The following is an 18,445-nucleotide window of genomic DNA, read 5'->3' as shown; positions in this document are numbered from 1 at the left end:
AGTCGCTATTTTTATCCCAAATAGGGGCTAAAATACAGCAAGAACCGCGCCACTTAAGGCAGATTTGTTAAAAACTCTCGATTTATTTGAATTAATTCAAATGCCGACTCGGTCACTGCGCCGAGGAAGGGCAGATCTATTTTATCCAGGGTATCTTCCGGCGTGTGGTAATAGGCATGGGGCGGCACCCCAAAATACAACCAGGGAATGCCGGCTTGGTGGAAGGGATAATGATCCGAGGCCCGCAACCAGTCGACCCGCTCGACGCTGCGGCCTAAAGGCCTGGGGTGACTGAGTCGGATGCAGAGGCCATTGGCAGCCGACAGCCGGGGCCGGAAACGCGCGAACTGGTTGAAATTACGACTGCCTTCCAGGTAGATGCCATAGGGATGGCTGGGGTGGCCTATCATGTCGAGATTGACCATCAGCTCAAATTTCGCCTTCGGCAGTCTCTGCTTGAGCTGCTCGACCAGGGCCTGGCTGCCATATAGACCTGGCTCCTCGGCATCGGTCGCCACGAACATCAGGTTGGTGTCAGCCATGGCGCCGCCCGCCTGCCTGAGGTGCCGTGCTCTTTCGGCCAATTGCAGCAGGGCGGCGACGCCGGAGGCGTTGTCGTCTGCGCCGTGATATATCCGCGTCCCTTGCCCGCCAAGGTGATCATAGTGGGCCACCAGGATACGCCAGTGCCGGCTCGGCACTCTGGCGGGAAGCAGGCCGACCAGATTGACCCCCTGGCGCTCGCTGAAACCCGCCTCATAGTTGAAGGGGACGGCGAATTCCGGCTGCCAGGGCTGCAGGCCTATGTCGGCGAAGCGTTGACTCAGATATGCCCGGGTCAGGGCCGCGCCCTGGGTGCCCGTCTTGCGACCCGCCAGCTCGTCACTGGTCAGCACCCTGATATCGGCTTCCAGTTGCGTCAGATCCGCCCAGACCTGCGTCGGGTGAGCGCTGCAACTTGGCTGCACATGGGCGCAGCCCAGGAGTTGTCCCAGGAATAGGGTGAGGAGCAAGGTGCGATACATAGGCATTCTCGGCTGCAACCAAGGAGTCATTGAACCGACAATAACACAGCTGCCCAAGGAGAGTGCAGCTTGTTCGCATTGGGCCGCTTTGGAAGAGCGACGCCCTAGCACCTGAGCGCTGGGGCGTCGCTGCAACGGTGGCCGCTTATTGGGGTAGCCGGGCCAGCAGGGGTTTGAGGAAGCGCGCCGTATGTGAGCTCGGATGCTCTGCCACGGTTTCCGGGGTGCCGGTCGCCAGTATCATGCCGCCACCGGCGCCGCCTTCGGGACCCAGATCTATGATCCAGTCGGCGGTCTTGATCACATCCAGGTTATGCTCTATGACCACTATGGTGTTGCCGTGGGACTTGAGCCTATGCAGCACGTCCAGCAGCAGTTGGATGTCGGCGAAATGCAGCCCGGTTGTGGGTTCATCCAGGATATACAAGGTGCGGCCGGTATCGCGTTTGGACAATTCCTTGGCGAGCTTGACCCGCTGGGCTTCGCCGCCGGACAGTGTGGTGGCGCTCTGCCCCAGGCGTATGTAGGACAGGCCCACATCCATCAGGGTCTGCAGTTTGCGGGCGATGGCGGGTACCGCATCGAAGAAACTGCGGGCATCCTCGACCGTCATCTGCAGCACTTCGTGGATGTTCTTGCCCTTGTACCTGACCTCCAGGGTCTCGCGGTTGTAACGTTTGCCCTTACAGGAATCGCAGGGCACGTACACGTCCGGCAGGAAGTGCATCTCTACCTTGATCAGTCCGTCGCCCTGGCAGGCCTCGCAGCGGCCGCCCTTGACGTTGAAGGAGAAGCGGCCGACCTGGTAGCCGCGCTGGCGGGATTCCTGGGTGGCGGCGAAGATCTCCCGTATCGGGGTGAAGATGCCTGTGTAGGTGGCCGGGTTGGATCTCGGGGTGCGGCCTATGGGGCTCTGATCTATATCGACCACCTTGTCGCAGTGATCCATGCCTTCGATGCGATCGAAGGGCGAGGGTTCATCGACCGTGGCGCCGTTGAGCATGCGATGGGCTATCTTGAAGAAAGTGTCGTTGATCAGCGTCGACTTGCCTGAGCCTGACACGCCAGTGACGCAGGTGAACAGGCCGACGGGCACAGTCAGGTCGACGTTGCGCAGGTTGTTGCCGCGGGCGCCGAACAGCTCTATCACCTTGTCCTTGTCGAAGGCGGTGCGCGCTTCCTTGATGTGGATGTTGCGCTTGCCCGAGATGTACTGGCCCGTGACCGAGGCTTCGCAGGCGATGATATCTTCTATGGAGCCGTCACATATGACTTCGCCGCCGTGGACACCGGCACCCGGGCCTATGTCTATCACATGATCCGCCATGCGGATGGCATCTTCATCATGCTCGACCACTATGACAGTGTTGCCCAGATCCCGCAGGTGGATCAGTGTCTGCAACAGGCGTTCGTTGTCACGCTGATGCAGGCCTATGGAGGGTTCGTCGAGCACATACATGACGCCCACCAGGCCGGCGCCTATCTGGCTCGCCAGGCGGATGCGCTGGGCCTCGCCGCCGGAGAGGGTCTCGGCCGAGCGTGACAGACTCAGGTAGTTGAGGCCGACATTGACCAGGAAGCCGAGGCGATCCCGCACTTCCTTGAGGATCTTCTCGGCGATCTGCGCCTTCTGGCCGCTGAACTCCAGGGCGGTGAAATAGTCCATCGCCTCGCCAATCGACCAGGTGGTCAGTTGCGGCAGATTCAGCTCATCTATGAAGACGTTGCGGGCCTCTTCCCTTAAGCGTGAGCCGCCACAGCCCTGGCAGGCCTGGGTGTTGATGAACTTGGCCAGTTCCTCGCGTACCGAGTTGCTCTCGGTTTCACGGTAGCGCCTGTCCATGTTGTTCAGTATGCCTTCGAAGGGGTGGGTGCGTACCACCACATCGCCGCGATCGTTGATGTACTTGAAGGCGATCTCTTCCTTGCCCGAGCCGTAGAGCACCAGCTTGCGCACCTTGTCGCTCAGCTGTTCGAAGGGTTGTTCTATGTCGAACTTATAGTGCTCGGCCAGCGAGCCGAGCATCTGGAAATAATAGAAGTTGCGTCTGTCCCAGCCGCGGATCGCCCCGCCGGCCAGTGACAGCTCGCTATTGGTGAGCACCCGCTCGGGATCGAAGAACTGCTGCACCCCCAGGCCGTCACAGGTAGGGCAGGCGCCGGCTGGGTTGTTGAAGGAGAAGATCCTCGGCTCCAATTCCGCCATCGAATAACCGCATTGGGAGCAAGCGAAGTTGGCCGAGAACACAAGTTCTTCCTTGGCCCCTTCATCCATGCCGGCGATGATGGCGATGCCACCGGATAACTCCAACGCCGTCTCGAAGGATTCCGCCAGGCGCTGCTGTATGTCGTCACGCACCTTGAAGCGATCTACCACGACTTCTATTGTGTGTTTGACGTGCAGGTCCAGGGTCGGCGGATCTGTCAGATCACAGACTTCGCCGTCGATACGGGCGCGGATATAGCCTTGGGCCGATAAGCCCTCGAGTAACTTGACATGCTCGCCCTTACGGCCCTTGACCACGGGGGCCAGCAACATCTGCCGGCTGTCGGCCGGCATCTCCAATACCTTGTCCACCATCTGGCTCACAGTCTGGGCCGCCAGCGGCTGGCCGTGGGTCGGACAGCGAGGCTCGCCAACCCGGGCGAACAAGAGGCGCAGATAGTCGTAAATTTCCGTGATGGTCCCGACTGTGGAGCGCGGATTATGGGAAGTGGATTTCTGTTCTATGGAAATCGCCGGGCTCAGGCCCTCTATATGATCTACATCGGGTTTTTCCATCAGGCTCAGGAACTGGCGCGCATAGGCGGACAAAGATTCGACATAGCGTCGCTGGCCTTCCGCATACAAGGTATCGAAGGCGAGGGAGGACTTGCCCGAACCGGATAGTCCTGTAATAACAATGAGTTTATCCCTGGGGATAGTCAGGTTGATATTTTTGAGATTGTGCGTGCGGGCACCGCGTATTTCAATCTTATCCATCTATCGCTCTAGGTTCACATGCTGAAGAAAAAGAGCCCAAGTATCGCACAGTTCCGCCGCCGAGTTTAGCGGATTGTGTGTTTTGCTCTCGCAGCCCCCGGCTCCCCAGGGTTTGCTTTGGATGGATTCCTTTTGAGCTAAATTAGTCGCCTGTGGTAACATGCGCCCCTCGCAATTTTTCACCTCGGGACAAAATCATGGCAGCTAGCGGACTCTCTGGCACAGAGAAGAAAGTCGCGTTTTCTTTGGCCAGTGTATTCGGTTTGCGGATGATGGGGCTGTTCATGATCATGCCCGTCTTCGCGCTCTACGGTCAGCATCTGAGTGGCTTCTCGCCCTTGTGGATAGGCATAGCCATAGGCGCCTACGGCCTGACGCAGGCGCTGTTGCAGATCCCCATGGGGATCTTATCCGACAAGATAGGCCGCAAGCCGGTGATCCTCGGCGGCCTGGTGTTGTTCGCCATCGGCAGCCTGATCGCCGCCAATGCCGACAGCATCTATGGGGTGGTGTTTGGCCGGGCGGTGCAGGGCATGGGCGCCATCGCCGCCGCCGTGCTGGCATTGGCGGCGGATCTCACCCGGGACGAGCAGCGCACCAAGGTGATGGCCATCATAGGCATATGTATAGGCTTCTCCTTCGCCCTGGCTCTGCTGGTCGGCCCCATAGTGGCCCAGCATCTTGGCCTGTCCGGGCTCTTTCTGTTGACTGCGGCGCTGGCGGTGCTCGGCATGGTCATAGTGCAGGTTTTGGTGCCGAATCCTATTTCTCAGGCCCCTAAAGGAGATACGGTCGCGGCGCCGGCGCGGCTCAAGCGCATGCTGGCCGATCCCCAGTTGTTCCGCCTCGACGCGGGTATTTTCATACTGCATCTGGTGTTGACGGCCGTGTTCGTTGCCCTGCCGCTGGATCTGGTGGATGCCGGCCTGGTGAAAGAGAAGCACTGGATGCTGTATTTCCCGGCCTTCATCGGCGCCTTCTTCCTCATGGTGCCGCTGATCATCATAGGGGTGAAAAAGAAGAACACCAAGGCCACCTTCCAGATAGCCCTGGTGATCATGATGCTGGCGCTGGCAGGGATGGCGCTGTTCAGCCATAGTCTGACGGCCCTGAGCATAGCCATACTCTTGTTCTTCACCGGCTTCAATTACCTGGAGGCCTCACTGCCCAGTCTCATAGCCAAATTCTGTCCGGTCGGGGAGAAAGGGTCGGCCATGGGGGTCTATTCCACCAGTCAGTTCCTGGGGGCCTTCTGCGGCGGCATGCTCGGCGGCGGGGCCTACCAATTATTGGGTGCCCAAGGGGTATTCGAGTTGGCGCTCGGACTCATGCTGTTATGGCTGTTACTGACCCTGGGTATGGCTAACCCTGTGATGTTAAAAAGTTATACTCTGGCGGCGCAGGTCGCGGACAAGAGCCAGGCTCAGACGATGGCGACACGCCTGTCACAACTCCCGGGTGTGGCCGAGGCTATTGTGGTCTTGGAGGAGAAAGTGGCATATTTAAAGGTAGATGAGTATTTCGATTTAAGACAAGCCAGAGCTGTGTTAGGCTCTCCCAATTAATCGTATTTTAGTGAAGATCGCAGGAGATTTTTGATGGCCAGTCGTGGTGTGAACAAAGTAATTCTGGTTGGCAATTTGGGGCAAGATCCTGAAGTTCGTTATATGCCCAATGGCAATGCAGTTGCAAATATCACAGTGGCAACCAGTGAGTCCTGGAAAGATCAACAGGGTCAACAGCAAGAACGTACCGAATGGCATCGTGTGGTGATGTTCGGCAAGCTGGCGGAAATTGCCGGTGAATACCTGCGCAAGGGTTCACAGGTGTATCTGGAAGGCAAGCTGCAGACCCGTAAGTGGAAAGATCAGCAAGGTCAGGACAAGTATACTACCGAGATAGTGGTAGATCAGAGCGGCAGCATGCAGATGCTGGGTTCGCGCAACCAACAGGGTGGCCAGGGCGCGCCCATGGGCGGTGCTCCTCAAGGCAACCAGGGCTATGGCAATGCGCCACAGCAGCAGTACGCCCCCAAGGCGGCTCCGGCTCAGCAGCCTGCACAGCAATACAATGCACCGCAGCAACAGACTTATGCCCAGCCAGCGGCACCGCAGCAGCCGGCACAGCAAGGCTATGCGCCTAAGCCCCAGGCGGCTCCTGCCTACCAGCAGCCTGCCCCGGCCCAGCGTCCTGCGCCACAGCCACAGCAGCCACAGCAAAACTTCACTCCGGACCTGGATGATGGCTGGGATGATGATATCCCATTCTAGGCATCTCGCGCTTACATGAGCGCCGAAGCTTGAGTCTGACTTGAGCCGAGAGTGAACATCATGAGCCCCGCTGTTAATCCGCGGGGCTTTTTGTTGGCTGGGATCCGAGTGTTTTTTTTTGAGGGGAGAGGGACAGCCTTATGGGGCCCTATGGCCGAACAGTCGTCGGCTTTCAGCCCCTGAGCTTTAAGCCCCATAGCTTGAAGCGAGCGTCGAGCAAGGAAGGGCATTCGTCCTATCCAAGTACGTCCATGTCAACAAGCCAGTTAGGCATCCCAACCTCTCGCTCATAAGCGCGAAAATTACCGATTTCCATTTGCCCTGCGGCAACTTTGATGGAGAGAGAACTCCATCGGCAGCCGGGTTGACCTCGGCACTTAGTTTTTAAAAGCCCTGTGTCTGCCCTGCTTCTGTGATGTTCTGCTTCCAGGGTTGTCGCTCTTCTATCTTAAAACTGTTGCATAAATGTAAATTTCGTTTTAGTTTATTTTCTGCTCAAGAACGAGCGGTGGAAATATTCCAATAAGCATGGAAGAAACAAGGATTTATTATGAATAAAATGTTGAAAGCTTTGGGGGCCGTTTCGGTTCTCTGTTTCGCCCAGTCTGCACTTGCGGCCGATCTGGTCTGTCACCTTAACGTCAAGAGCGGCGGTAATGTCTATGGCAATGGTACGGCTCACTGCAGCGGTTTAGATTTCAGTTTCGGCAGCAGCACCTCGGGCTCATACAATATCGCCAACATCAACAAGATGGTCAAGTCGGTAATCTGGAGTGGTAATGCCAAGTGTTCCGGCGGAACTTCCTGTGGTGTCACAGTGCGTGCCTATTCAGTCAACCAAGCCAGCGCCACTATCCTGTATCAGGATGGTACCTGGGAACAGACCAACACCGCGACCATGGAATATGAAACCGGTAAGTAAGCGGTAGGCGATATGACGTTTGGAGAGGCGATAGCCTCTCCTTTTTGTTGTTTGCAGGACGGTAGACAAAAATAACCAAGACACCCACAGCTCCTGACGCTATCGGGAGTCTCTATTGATCGGGATCCGGTCTCCCCCAAAAAGTACTCGCTATCCAATTAACACTGTTGCCGTGATTGGCTGCAACAACATTGAGCGGCATAGCAAAGAGGCCCGTTGAGCAAAGCATTCCCCGGCAAGCCCCCCCCCAGCCTGTTTTCGGCTATCAGTTAACCGCCTGACGAACGGACATACCCAGTCTCCTGTCTTCGGCCATCATGATGTTCGGTGCAGTGGCAAGGCTTCATGGCGCGTTCCTCTGTCGAGAAGGTAGCGAACCTGGGTTGACCCAGGCTTTGCTATATCCAGGTCGATTGCTGATGCTATGCCCGGATTTCCCCATGTTATGTCGGTTCTGGAGAGTACTTACTGGCTCAAGTTGCAAAAATTACCATAGGTTCAAATTCTTAGACAGAAATGCGGCCTAGCAGTTGGCATTGAGACTCGGACTGTAACAGTCGAACTTGGTCAAGGCAGCAGTCATGCATACGCTAACCGCATCAGCCAAAAGTACTAATCCTTTCTTCCGTTTTACGGGGTTAACTTGCCAATTTGTCATCTTCCTGCTCTAGGTGGATAACCCGCCATTCAGATTGCTGTTATTGTGAACAGGCTTTTTTTAACGGGAACAATGGCATAAGTATACAGCTGCTTTGCACTGTCATTGGCGCGGTTCAATATTGCCAATACATCATAGGATAACGCCGGCATATGCTAAACAGGCTCATATTGATGCCACTGATATTCGGTCTGATGGGGCCTGTGATGGCCGAAGAGGCAGAAATTGAAATCAGTGGCTTGGTGATCGACAGGACACTGACTCGCTTCGGTAAAGATTTCAGTTTTTATTATTCAGGCTACTGGAGGGATCTGCCCTTCACCCAAGGCTTCAATGTCACGCTGAATGAAACTGTTTTCCCCCAGGCGGGCACGCAACTCAGGCTAGCCGTCAACGGCAGCCAAATCTATATGACCTACTTTGGCCGCCGTGCCAGCCCGGTCAAGGAGAGGGCCGAACAGGCGATATTGTTGACTATTGACTATATCGCCAAGGTTAGAGCCAACGCCATTACAGGTGAGATGGCCGATGTATCAGACGATTATTAGGATGACAGCAGTGAATTACAGGATGTTAATCATGACGGCATCGGCCGTAGCAGCCAGTTATGCCCAAGGCACGGAACTGGTCTATACCCCGAACAACCCCAGCTTTGGCGGCTCGCCACTCAATGGCGCTTATCTGCTGAATAAGGCCAATGCCCAGAACGACAACCAGGCCGAGGATACGGAAAAGGACTTCGTGACACGTTTCAAGGAATCACTCGAGCGAAATATCATGAATACCATAACCCGTGGCGTAGCCAATGGTGAGATCATCGATGGCACCTATGACACAGGGGACTTTCGCATCGAAGTGGCTTCGGTCGGTGGCGGCGTGATGCTGACCATCACTAATCTGCTGACGGGTGAAGTGACAGTCATTGAAATGCCGACCTTTGGAGGCTAGGGGATGAGAAGCATCATACCTTGTCTGGGCGTCCTGCTCCTGTCGGCCTGCAGCTTGATCCCCAAGCCGGAACTGAATATCACCGAAGCCCAATTGAACCCAGTGAGCGAGACCATGTTGGCGCTGCAAGCCAAGCCTGGGCCCAGCCATCCTATTCCTGTGGCGATTTATTCGTTCAGGGATCAAACCGGGCAATATAAGCCACAGCAAAATGTCAGTTCTTTTTCGACGGCAGTGACTCAGGGCGCGACCTCCATCTTGATCCAGACCCTGTTGGACTCTAAATGGTTCATTCCCGTCGAGCGGGAGGGGTTACAAGATCTACTGACGGAGAGGAAGATCAGCAAGAAGCAGTCGGGGAATGCCGCTGACCCGGATATCCCCTCGCTCACCAATGCCAGGCTGTTGTTGGAAGGGGGCATAATCAGCTATGAAACCAATATCAGCTCGGGTGGTGCCGGGGTCGAATACTATGGTATCGGCGCTTCGGAGCTGTACCGGGAAGATCAAGTGACCATCTATCTGAGAGCCGTCGACGTACATAGCGGGAAGGTGATGATGTCTGTGTCGGCGACCAAGCGCGTCTTCTCACAGGAGATGCGTGCCGGCTTAATGCGCTTTACCAGTTTGAATCGACTGGCCGAAGCGGAAGTGGGTTTCACCACTAACGAGCCGGTGCAATTCTGTGTGCAACAGGCCATAGAACTCGCAGTGGCGGAAATAGTGGCCAGGGGCGTCAGGCTGGGATATTGGAATTCGGCAGAGGTCAAGGCCGCCAACATGACTATGACGTCATCATGACGCAGCCTAGGCTATTGGCTGAGACGGCGCAGCGGGTTACTGCATCCTGATTCAGCTCCGGCCCAAATCCAGGTGATTAATTCTGTTGGCTGTTGAATTATCGGGTTAATTTATCTTACCATGCCAATTTGTTGGTCTTTTACACCGTTGTTGCTGGTGTTGACGGAATAAGGGAGCTGCTTGGGCTCGTTTTGCCATTCTAATGGATTAGGAAGAGTAGGGGTCATCCTAAAAGGAGGGGCGCTACTATTGTCAGGGAGAAGAGGTACATGATTAAAATCGATGAGCTTGTGTTTATCCATCAGATTTCGGCTCCATGCCATTTAGCGATATTGGCCGAATCTGTAGGTTTGAAAACACGTATTGTCAGCCAGGTTTCAGAGCTGTCCGTGGACAAAGATAAGCCTAGTTTCTGTCTCGTGCCACAACGCGGCATGGCCTTGGATAACAAGGGGATCCCTTTGATCGCTTCGCGGCTAATCGCCCAATTTCCCGTCGCGCTTTACCAGGTTGACCAAGATAGATTGGAGGCCGAGGCCGCATTATTGCTCGGGATCAAGGGGCTGTTATTTGCCGACCAAGGCATGGACTCACTACTGACGGGGCTAAAGAAGATGCTTGCCGGTGAGCTCTGGTATGACAGCAGCCTGATAAGCAGGGTATTCAGCCAGCTGATCAAGCGTTTCGATGGTGACAAGGAGAGCGTGCAGGATACGGCTGTGATGCTGCAGATGCTCACCAGTCGGGAGCGAACCGTCATCAATCTCGTGTCGAGCGGGGCCAGAAACAAGGAAATAGCCCATAGCCTCTGCATCAGTGAGCACACGGTTAAGGCGCATATTTCGTCAATATTCAGAAAAACCCAGTCGCGGAATAGGGTCGAGTTGTTAAGGTGGGCACAAACATATCAGAGTCATTTCAGGCTCTGCTCCTGAATTCAACAGGCTCTTCAATTGTATTGGTTTCGACATGGACAGACATAATAATAGGGAGCCTGGCTCCCTATTATTATTGCCTGAATCCCGTCTTAGTTCTGGATCACGGTCGCAGTGTTGAAATCACCGGACTGGGTCACACTTATGCTGTTATTGCTGCCCGTTTGGGATCCCGCCACCAGGTTATCGTTACCCGCTTGGGCTATCACTAAGCTGTTGCCATCGCCCTGCACGACAAAGGCCGAATCGGCTTCGCCGCCCACCCAGTTGCCATTACCCGTTTGGGTGATCATGGCGGTGTTTTCATCGCCGCCCAGGATAAGATCTATCAGGTTGAGCTCACCCGTTTGTGTCGCTTCGATATCCGTGTTGTCTGTGCCTATGACAGTGATGAGCGCCTCGTTACCCTTGCCATCCTGTTCGATATCCACTTCGTTGTCGCTGCCCTGAACGTCGGCATAGCTGAAGTTGTCATTGCCTTCGAGGGCGATTTCAACATCGTTATCCTCACCTTCGGCGAACGCCGTGATGTTATTGTTGTCGCCGTCGGAGCTCAGGTTGAAACTATTGTCCTCGCCGTACACTCCGAACGTGGTGAAGGCGTTATTCCCTTCCTGGTCGAGTGAAATATTGTTTTCATTGCCCCAGATTTGGAATTCGGCCGCATTGTTATTCCCTTCCTGCTCTATGTCCAGGCGGGTATCGTTGCCCTGGATCTCGGCGATTTTGGTATCGCCTATGATGTTGCCCGTGCCGGCCTGAGTGATTTCTACATCGTTGTCATTCCCTGTCATCTCGGCCAGAAAGGCGGTATTGTCCGCGCCGCGTTGATTGATTTCAATCTCGCTATCCGAGCCCGTCATGGCATAGACGAAGCCTGTGTTGTTGTCGCCGGTTTGAGAAATATCGAAATGATTGTCGTCACCGGCGGCACCCTTCACAGCGCCCAGGTTGCCGCTGCCTTGCTGATAGACTTCAATATCGTTGTTGTTGCCTATGTTGGGGGTAATATCGGCCGAAATCATACCCGCGACGTTGTTATCGCCAATTTGGGTGATGCTGCCATCGTTGCCTTGGCCCTCAACCCGGAAAACGCCGAAGTTGCTCGCGCCTTCCTGGTTGATGAGTGCGGTATTGTCGTCGCCATTCAGTTCGACGACGCTTTCATTGCGCTGACCGGCCTGGATGACTTCTGCGCTGTTATTATCCCCTGTTACTTCTATGCCGGACTCATTGAAATAGTCGGCTTGGGCTACCAGTGTGGTATTGGTGTCGCCGTCGACATTGATCTTGCTGATGTGCCAGTCATCTGTCTGCGCCACTTCTATCCTGTTAGCCGTGCCTTTGGAGTCTGTGTAGGCTTCCATCCATACCCCATCTTGTTTGACAGTGGCAGACTGAAAATCGCCTTCTTGATTGATAACGGCGGCATTGAGAATGCCTGTTTGTTTAACATAGGCATCCTGGCCGGCAACCGCCTCTGAGCTGTTGGTCGTTTGACTTATGCTGGCGCTGTTGGCCGTGCCTGCGAATGCCGCCGAGCTCATGCCCAATCCAGCCGTGATGGCCAATGCAATCATAGATTTCGTCATAGTTAATTTCATGAAACATTCCCTGTTAATATTGAGTTATTGTAATTTCGGCGCCATCTGCAATCTGTTCTATTGAGAAGCTTGCACTGCCGAGTTGGTTTAATTGCACCAGATTGTCATTACCTATCTGGGTAATGGCCGCTTGGTTGCGTATGCCTGCCTGATGTAGCGCTACTCGGTTATTCCCACCATATTGGGCGACATCTGCTTGGTTATTGGAGCCCGTTTGCAGCACTGAGGTACTGTTATCATTTCCCGACTGCATGAGAGTGGCGTGATTGAATGAACCGAGTTGGACCAGGTCGATGAGATTGTCCCGCCCGGAACTTTCGAGAAGAGTTTGCAAGGTGACGGGTAATTCTTGAGTTGACCTATCATCTTCTATGTCGGCGGCCGGCGCCTTGGCCGCGCCGAGCAGCATGAAAACAATAAGTGCAGTGGATGTTAATGCTCGCACTCGACACTCCTTATCTTGGTTTGAATCGCTAAGGTCATTCATTGTTAACCTGCCTTGGCCTGTGAATCCTTCTGCCGGGAAGCACCCGTCCCGGGTCAAGCTAACAACTCAAGTTACAGGCATATTAAATTGTCACAATCGGAAGAAAGTCTATTTATGCCGAATGGGTACCAGACCCAGGCCATAGAAATGGGTGACGATATTTGTTGTTGTTTTATATGGTTTTTATCTTTTATTTGCTCATTCGCCGGCGTTTGTTTGCCGTATTTCTAGCGCCATCGACTTAGTAGTAAGGTTGTAAAAAATGTTAACAACCTTTTAATTTTGCCGGGCGTGTGGCAACAATCTCTGTCGTGCAGAAACGTCGGATTTTCACTCTGTGGCCGTTATGCTGAGTATGCAATGCCAGCTGCACAGGGAAGTGGTTCCGGGACCGTGATATCAGGGATTGAATAGGAAGTGAGAATATGTTGAATAAATTGTCACCCTTGGCGCTTGCCATAGCAGGCATCTTGGTTGTTTCGACCGCGCCAGTACAGGCGAAGGTGGCTAACGGCCACGAATACATAAAAGACTCCATGATCGTTGTTTTTAAAGATAATGCCACCGAGTCAGAGCGTATGTCGGCGCGGCGTTTGGTCAGGGGCACCATGAGGGATGCGAATGCTGACGGTGTCGATGATAAATTCTCCCGTTTATTGAATGGCAAGCTGGCCCGCCTGTCGCTGCGTTCCGGCTCGAATGTTGAGCAAGCCATTAAAATGATCAGTCAGCATCCTGCGGTGAAATATGCCGAGCCTGACTATCTGATCCGCGCCATAGGGACACCAGATGATCCCGACTTTGTGTCGCTGTGGGGGATGCATAACACGGGGCAAAATGGCGGGACGGCCGGTGCCGATATAGATGCGGTTGAGGCCTGGGATATCACCACGGGTGATGCCTCAGTCGTGGTAGGGGTGATAGATACCGGAGTGGATTACAATCATCCGGATCTTGCGGCCAATATCTGGACCAACCCCAACGAAATTCCGGGAAATGGCATAGATGATGACGGTAACGGAGTCATAGACGATGTTCATGGCTACAGCGCAGTCAACAATAATGGTGATCCCATGGATGGCAACGGCCATGGTACCCATGTGTCTGGCACCATAGGTGCCAGGGGCAACAATGGTGTCGGTGTGGTGGGGGTCAACTGGGACGTGTCTATTGTCGCCTGCCAATTCCTCGATGCCGGTGGTTCGGGCTCGACTGCGGATGCCATTGCCTGTATCGATTACATGACAGATCTCAAGCTGAATCATGGCGTCGACATCAAGGCGACCAATAACTCCTGGGGTGGCGGTGGCTTCAGCCAGGCATTGAAGGATGCGATCGAATCCGCCGGTGATGCGGGGATCCTCTTCTTCGCGGCGGCAGGCAATGATGCGGTAGACAATGATGCCAACCCGCATTATCCATCCAGCTATGACTCAGACGCCGTCATGTCCATTGCCAGTACCGATCGTAATGACAACATGTCCAGCTTCTCCCAATGGGGTTTGACCAGTGTCGACATGGGCGCACCGGGCACGGCTATCCTCTCGACGACGCCGGGCAATACTTACTCGACCTATTCTGGTACTTCGATGGCGACCCCACATATGACGGGCGCCGCCGCCTTGGTTTGGTCCATCAATCCGGATCTTTCCCCGCTGGAGATGAAGCAACTGTTGATGGACTCGGGCGATGCCAACGCGGCGCTGACGGGAAAAACCGTTGCCGGCACGCGCTTGAACCTGGCCAAGGCGTTGGAGCTGGCCGATCCCGCTCCAGGTTATCGTTTCAGCGTGACTCCCATGTCACAAACGATCGAAGCCGGCGCTAACACAAGCTACAGCTTCAGTGTCGGCAGCATCGCCGGCTGGAATGCGTCAGTCGCCCTGAGTGTGGCAGTGTCACCCGCCCTCGAGGGCGTCTCCCTATCCACAGACTCGGTGGTTGCGGGGGACAGCTTCACAGTCGACGTCACTACGGCAGCGACTACCCCCTGGGGAGATTACCGCATTACCGTTTCGGGGGACGATGGCAGTCTCCAGAAACAACAAGCAGTTTCGCTCAGTGTCTTACCTCAAGGCATTACAGACTTCACTTATGGCAACGACGATGCCGTCGCGATTCCGGATAATGATGCCACTGGCATCGTGAGTGAGATAGAGGTCGCCGATGACGTGCAGATCTTCGGTGTTAATGCCGACGTGAACATCAGTCATAGCTGGATTGGCGATCTCGTGGTCAGACTCAGATCTCCGACAGGAATCGAGGCTGTGCTGCACGACCGTGCCGGCGGCAATGCCGATGACTTAGTGCAAGCCTGGGATTTGAGCGTTTTTAACGGTGAAATGGCCAAAGGCACCTGGACCCTTTCCGTCAGCGATCATGTGGGCGCGGATACGGGAACATTGAATAGCTGGGGCATGGTGATCTCTGGATTGGGTGATGCTGCGCCTTCGGTGCCGGTAGCGAGTTTCGACTATCGTCTGGATGGCTTGGATGTGGCGTTCACCAACAGCAGCACAGACAGGGATGACGACATAGTCGGTTACAGCTGGGACTTCGGCGACGACTCTGTGTCATCTGAGATGAACCCAACCCATGCTTATGCCATGGCGGGCAGCTATAAGGTGACCCTGACGGTCACGGATGCCGAAGGCAATACCGATGCCGTCAGCTCGCAACTCGAGGTCTTTGAACACAGCATAAGTGTCGCCGTGGCCCAGGCCAAGCTGTCTCGCCGTGGCAGCGCCCTGGTCGATTTGATCTGGGATGGTGCCTCTGGCGAGTCGGTGGCGATTTACCGTGATGGTGAAATGGTAGCGACCACGGCCAACGATAGCCGTTACCGGGATCGCTTTACCGATGCAGCCGCCGCCGTCGAGTATAAAATCTGTGAAGTAACGACGAGCCTATGCTCCAAAGCTGTGACCGCAAGCTTCTGATTAAGCATGTGCATCTTCTTTAGCGGCCTCAGGGCCGCTTTTTTTTTTATCTCAATCATCGGGGCCGTGGTTTGGCTCATGGTTTGAATCATGGCTTGAGCTGGCCCAAGCCATTTTAGCCCTATACGGGCTTGGCTGAGGCGGCGGGATTGTCGCTGAAGTCGAAGCTGTCACCCTGAAGCGGCACGATGGCCGCATGTCGTCAGCCTGTGTCAGTGTTTGGCGGGTTTTTGTTTGTACCAGATCCAGAAGCCGCTGAGGCTGACCAGCAACAGGGCCAGGGCGAAGAGATCCCAGATCCAGACGCTGGTGGCGCCCAAGAGGCGACCGCTGTGGAGATCCAGCAACACACGTTCCCAATTGAGATTGGCACCTCGGGCATTCTGGATGAGCTCAGGGGAGGCCGCCGTCAACGGCGTCGCCCAGGCTATGGGGGCCAGGGGCATGGCTTGCACCCAGTCGATGAGCTGATCATCGCTCTGATAGTAGCCTTTGGGGGTCCTGAGCCAGACTTGTTGCTCGCCTATCACGGCGAGAGCCTGGAGCTCCTGGGGTAAGCCTGTGCTGGCGTTCTGGGTTTCCAGCAGCCGTCCCTGGTTGTCGAACAGATACAGTTGGTTGGCATCTATCGCCAGTATGAGCTCGCCAAAGCGGGCGGCACTTATGAGCCGGGTCTGGGCTTCCAGTAACAAGGTTTTGCCGCGCCAGAGGCGCTTGTCTGTGATGAGCAGGGGCGCCGCGCCTGTGCCAAATTGCGCCACATGGTTCGGAACCTGGATGCCGTAATAATCCAGCAGCCAGCCTTGATGGACTTGTTTTTGGGCGAGATTGAAATCCTGGCTATGGTTGATGGCGACTCCCGTGAGGGTCAACAGCAGCACGAACAGCACACTGACTATGCCAAGACGCCTATGCCAGGGCCGCAGTTGACGCAAGATTCTGATGCGTAAGCTTTTCTGCCTCGAGGCTCTATGGGTTGCGTCCAGGTGTTTTCGGATCATAGATTACTTTTATGTTTGGGGGATCTGGCTATTCAGGTAAAGGGCGATGCGCGAGAGCTTGGTTAAGGCTCTGACGGACAAGGTGGCGCCGGTGATACCGTCTATATGCCTATCGAGTTGTAATTCCTGGGTTAGTCTGGCGGATTTAAACTGATCAGTAAAGAAGTCATGGCGCACTTCGTCGCCGCGGCTCTCACGATAGATGAGCACCTTGGTCTGAACTATCTGCCGGTCGCGAATGTGGATGCCGACCGTGATGGGGGATTCCTTGCCGATTTCTTCCAAGATCCACACAGTATCTTGCCCTCGCTGCCAATAGCGCAAGCGCAGCTTGTTATAGTCGTGGGCCAAGATCGAGGCTATGACGGCTTTGTTGTCATCCGTTAACCAGAGCAGCTTGGGCTTGGGAATGCGCTGGGTTAACCCTGGCTCGCCGGCAGCCGGGGGATTAGGGGCTTCATTAAAGGCGTGAGCTATGAAGTCTTCGTTGCTTTGATAGACATCGGCCCGAACGGGCAAACAGAGAAAGGTGGCACTCAGGCCCGAGACTAGCAAGAGGGTACGGATAAAGGCTGATGTCATCTAGGTCCTCACTTAGCCGATGGAATAACCGGGCGCCAATCTGGCCCCCGGTTAACTTGAGTGTCCCTGTCAGGACAAGTGGCTAAACCGCCGGCTAATTAGAATTGGTAACCCACTCCCAGGTTAAAGCCGTCGGCGTCTTTAGCGCCACCCACGATTTCGTAGTCGGCCTTGAAGACCACGTTCTCATGCAACCAGTAGTTTACACCGAAATTGGTCTGGGTCACTTCCGTGTCGTTGCCGTTGCCCGCTTCGTTATCCCACTCGTTGTAGCGGGCGAAGATGCCGACTTTTTCGTTGAAGCGATAGGCTGGCTCTATGTAGAAACCTTTCTGTTTGTCACGGCCCAGGGCTTCGGCGGCGGCATTGTCTATATCCCATTGGGCATACAGGGCTTTAACCGTGAAGTTCTGAATGCTGTAGATGGCGTGGGCGCTGAACAGGGTGGCAGAGGCAGAGTCAGCCAAGCTGCTCTGGGCAATATCAGACTGATACTGCAGCGTGGCAGCCAGTTCCAGGCCAGGGACAGCAGTGTATTTCACCCTGCCTGTGTAGGCCAGATCTTCGGCGGCGGCTTCAGATACCTTTTGGCGACCGCCACGTACCTTGAAGTCTTCTTCTACTTTCAGACCCGAGGTTACGGCTGCATCGAATGCCAGACCTGGAGCCGCCTTGACGTTCAGCGCCAGACCGCCTTCCCACCAAGTGACGGGCAGGATGTTTTTCTCGACCGGGTTACGCTCGACACCGTAGAAGGCCGGTGGCTCGTGGGTTTCGTTCATGATACCCACAGGCATCAGGAAGAGACCGGCTTTACCCGTCAGGCTGTCGCTGAAATCATGTTCTATATAGGCCTGTTCCAACTCGACTTCACCTGCGTCTTCTTCCTCGTGAGAGGCGATAACGTGTTCGACTTCCAGTTCGGAGAAGAAACGTGTCTTGTCGTTGAACTCGTGGCCGAAGAACAGCACGAAACGGTGGAAATCCATCTCTTTCTTGTCTGTGTCATTGAGATTGTTATGTATGTTGTTGTAGTGCAGTTCACCGTAACCGCCTATGGTAGTGGCGCTCTTGGTCGATGCGCTTGCCTCGACCACATCGGCAGTCTGTTCGACGCGCTGTTCTGTGGCTTCCAGACGCTTTTCTAAGTCTTTCAGTACCTGCTGTTGCTGCGCTATGATCTTGCGCAGTTCCTGAGTTTCCTCGGAAGCCATGGCCTGGTGGCTGGCAAACAAACCAAGCAGTGCGGTAGCTAGCAGTGTCTTCTTCATCATATATCCCCGATTATTT

15 protein-coding genes are annotated in these 18,445 nt (G+C 54.9%); 8 read left to right on the top strand and 7 right to left on the bottom strand.

Annotation, left to right across the window (positions count from 1 at the left end):
* Positions 1 to 53: 53 nt before the first annotated feature.
* Positions 54 to 1,031, bottom strand: coding sequence for a M28 family peptidase (locus LZP73_RS05855; RefSeq protein ID WP_234233539.1), 978 nt, complete (start codon positions 1,029 to 1,031; stop codon positions 54 to 56).
* A 139-nt stretch (positions 1,032 to 1,170) separates the two neighbouring features.
* A complete protein-coding gene (gene uvrA / locus LZP73_RS05850; protein WP_234233538.1) occupies positions 1,171 to 4,008 on the bottom strand; it encodes an excinuclease ABC subunit UvrA in 2,838 nt (945 codons plus the stop codon).
* 197 nt (positions 4,009 to 4,205) lie between these two features.
* Between uvrA and LZP73_RS05845 the strand changes: the two genes are divergently transcribed.
* The 7 genes from LZP73_RS05845 (at position 4,206) to LZP73_RS05815 (ending at position 10,542) form a co-directional block, all read left to right on the top strand.
* Positions 4,206 to 5,573, top strand: a complete 1,368-nt coding sequence (locus LZP73_RS05845; protein WP_234233537.1) for an MFS transporter — start codon at positions 4,206 to 4,208, stop codon at positions 5,571 to 5,573.
* Positions 5,574 to 5,606: 33 nt separating this feature from the next.
* Positions 5,607 to 6,278: a single-stranded DNA-binding protein gene (ssb, locus tag LZP73_RS05840; RefSeq protein ID WP_169564637.1), complete on the top strand. Its 672-nt coding sequence runs from the start codon at positions 5,607 to 5,609 to the stop codon at positions 6,276 to 6,278.
* Between the two features lie 550 nt (positions 6,279 to 6,828).
* A complete protein-coding gene (locus LZP73_RS05835; protein ID WP_234233536.1) occupies positions 6,829 to 7,200 on the top strand; it encodes a hypothetical protein in 372 nt (123 codons plus the stop codon).
* Between the two features lie 831 nt (positions 7,201 to 8,031).
* Positions 8,032 to 8,406: a curli production assembly/transport protein CsgE gene (locus tag LZP73_RS05830; RefSeq protein ID WP_234233535.1), complete on the top strand. Its 375-nt coding sequence runs from the start codon at positions 8,032 to 8,034 to the stop codon at positions 8,404 to 8,406.
* Between the two features lie 22 nt (positions 8,407 to 8,428).
* Positions 8,429 to 8,806: a curli assembly protein CsgF gene (locus LZP73_RS05825; protein ID WP_234234224.1), complete on the top strand. Its 378-nt coding sequence runs from the start codon at positions 8,429 to 8,431 to the stop codon at positions 8,804 to 8,806.
* Positions 8,807 to 8,809: 3 nt separating this feature from the next.
* Positions 8,810 to 9,607 carry a CsgG/HfaB family protein gene (locus tag LZP73_RS05820; protein WP_234233534.1) on the top strand — a complete coding sequence of 266 codons (798 nt, stop codon included), beginning with the start codon at positions 8,810 to 8,812 and terminating at the stop codon, positions 9,605 to 9,607.
* A gap of 269 nt (positions 9,608 to 9,876) precedes the next feature.
* Positions 9,877 to 10,542 (top strand): response regulator transcription factor, encoded by a 666-nt coding sequence (locus LZP73_RS05815; RefSeq protein ID WP_234233532.1) that lies wholly within the window; start codon positions 9,877 to 9,879, stop codon positions 10,540 to 10,542.
* Positions 10,543 to 10,634: 92 nt separating this feature from the next.
* Here LZP73_RS05815 and LZP73_RS05810 read toward each other — a convergent pair whose 3' ends face one another.
* On the bottom strand, positions 10,635 to 12,146 hold the full coding sequence (locus LZP73_RS05810; RefSeq protein ID WP_234233531.1) for a curlin: 1,512 nt from the start codon (positions 12,144 to 12,146) through the stop codon (positions 10,635 to 10,637).
* Positions 12,147 to 12,159: 13 nt separating this feature from the next.
* Positions 12,160 to 12,555 (bottom strand): curlin, encoded by a 396-nt coding sequence (locus tag LZP73_RS05805; RefSeq protein WP_234234222.1) that lies wholly within the window; start codon positions 12,553 to 12,555, stop codon positions 12,160 to 12,162.
* Positions 12,556 to 13,058: 503 nt separating this feature from the next.
* Between LZP73_RS05805 and LZP73_RS05800 the strand changes: the two genes are divergently transcribed.
* On the top strand, positions 13,059 to 15,572 hold the full coding sequence (locus LZP73_RS05800) for a S8 family serine peptidase (RefSeq protein ID WP_234233530.1): 2,514 nt from the start codon (positions 13,059 to 13,061) through the stop codon (positions 15,570 to 15,572).
* Between the two features lie 212 nt (positions 15,573 to 15,784).
* Here LZP73_RS05800 and LZP73_RS05795 read toward each other — a convergent pair whose 3' ends face one another.
* The 3 genes from LZP73_RS05795 to LZP73_RS05785 all read right to left on the bottom strand — a co-directional run bounded on the left by LZP73_RS05795 (position 15,785) and on the right by LZP73_RS05785 (position 18,426).
* Positions 15,785 to 16,573, bottom strand: a complete 789-nt coding sequence (locus LZP73_RS05795; protein ID WP_234233529.1) for a PepSY-associated TM helix domain-containing protein — start codon at positions 16,571 to 16,573, stop codon at positions 15,785 to 15,787.
* Between the two features lie 9 nt (positions 16,574 to 16,582).
* On the bottom strand, positions 16,583 to 17,155 hold the full coding sequence (locus tag LZP73_RS05790; protein ID WP_234233528.1) for an FMN-binding protein: 573 nt from the start codon (positions 17,153 to 17,155) through the stop codon (positions 16,583 to 16,585).
* 98 nt (positions 17,156 to 17,253) lie between these two features.
* Positions 17,254 to 18,426: a porin gene (locus tag LZP73_RS05785; protein WP_234234220.1), complete on the bottom strand. Its 1,173-nt coding sequence runs from the start codon at positions 18,424 to 18,426 to the stop codon at positions 17,254 to 17,256.
* Positions 18,427 to 18,445 lie beyond the last annotated feature (19 nt).

Origin of the sequence: Shewanella sp. AS16 (assembly GCF_021412365.1) — a bacterium.
In the GTDB taxonomy this organism is placed as follows: domain Bacteria; phylum Pseudomonadota; class Gammaproteobacteria; order Enterobacterales; family Shewanellaceae; genus Shewanella; species Shewanella salipaludis.
The sequence above is the reverse complement of the archived record's forward strand: the minus strand, read 5'-3'. Positions and strand labels throughout refer to the sequence as shown.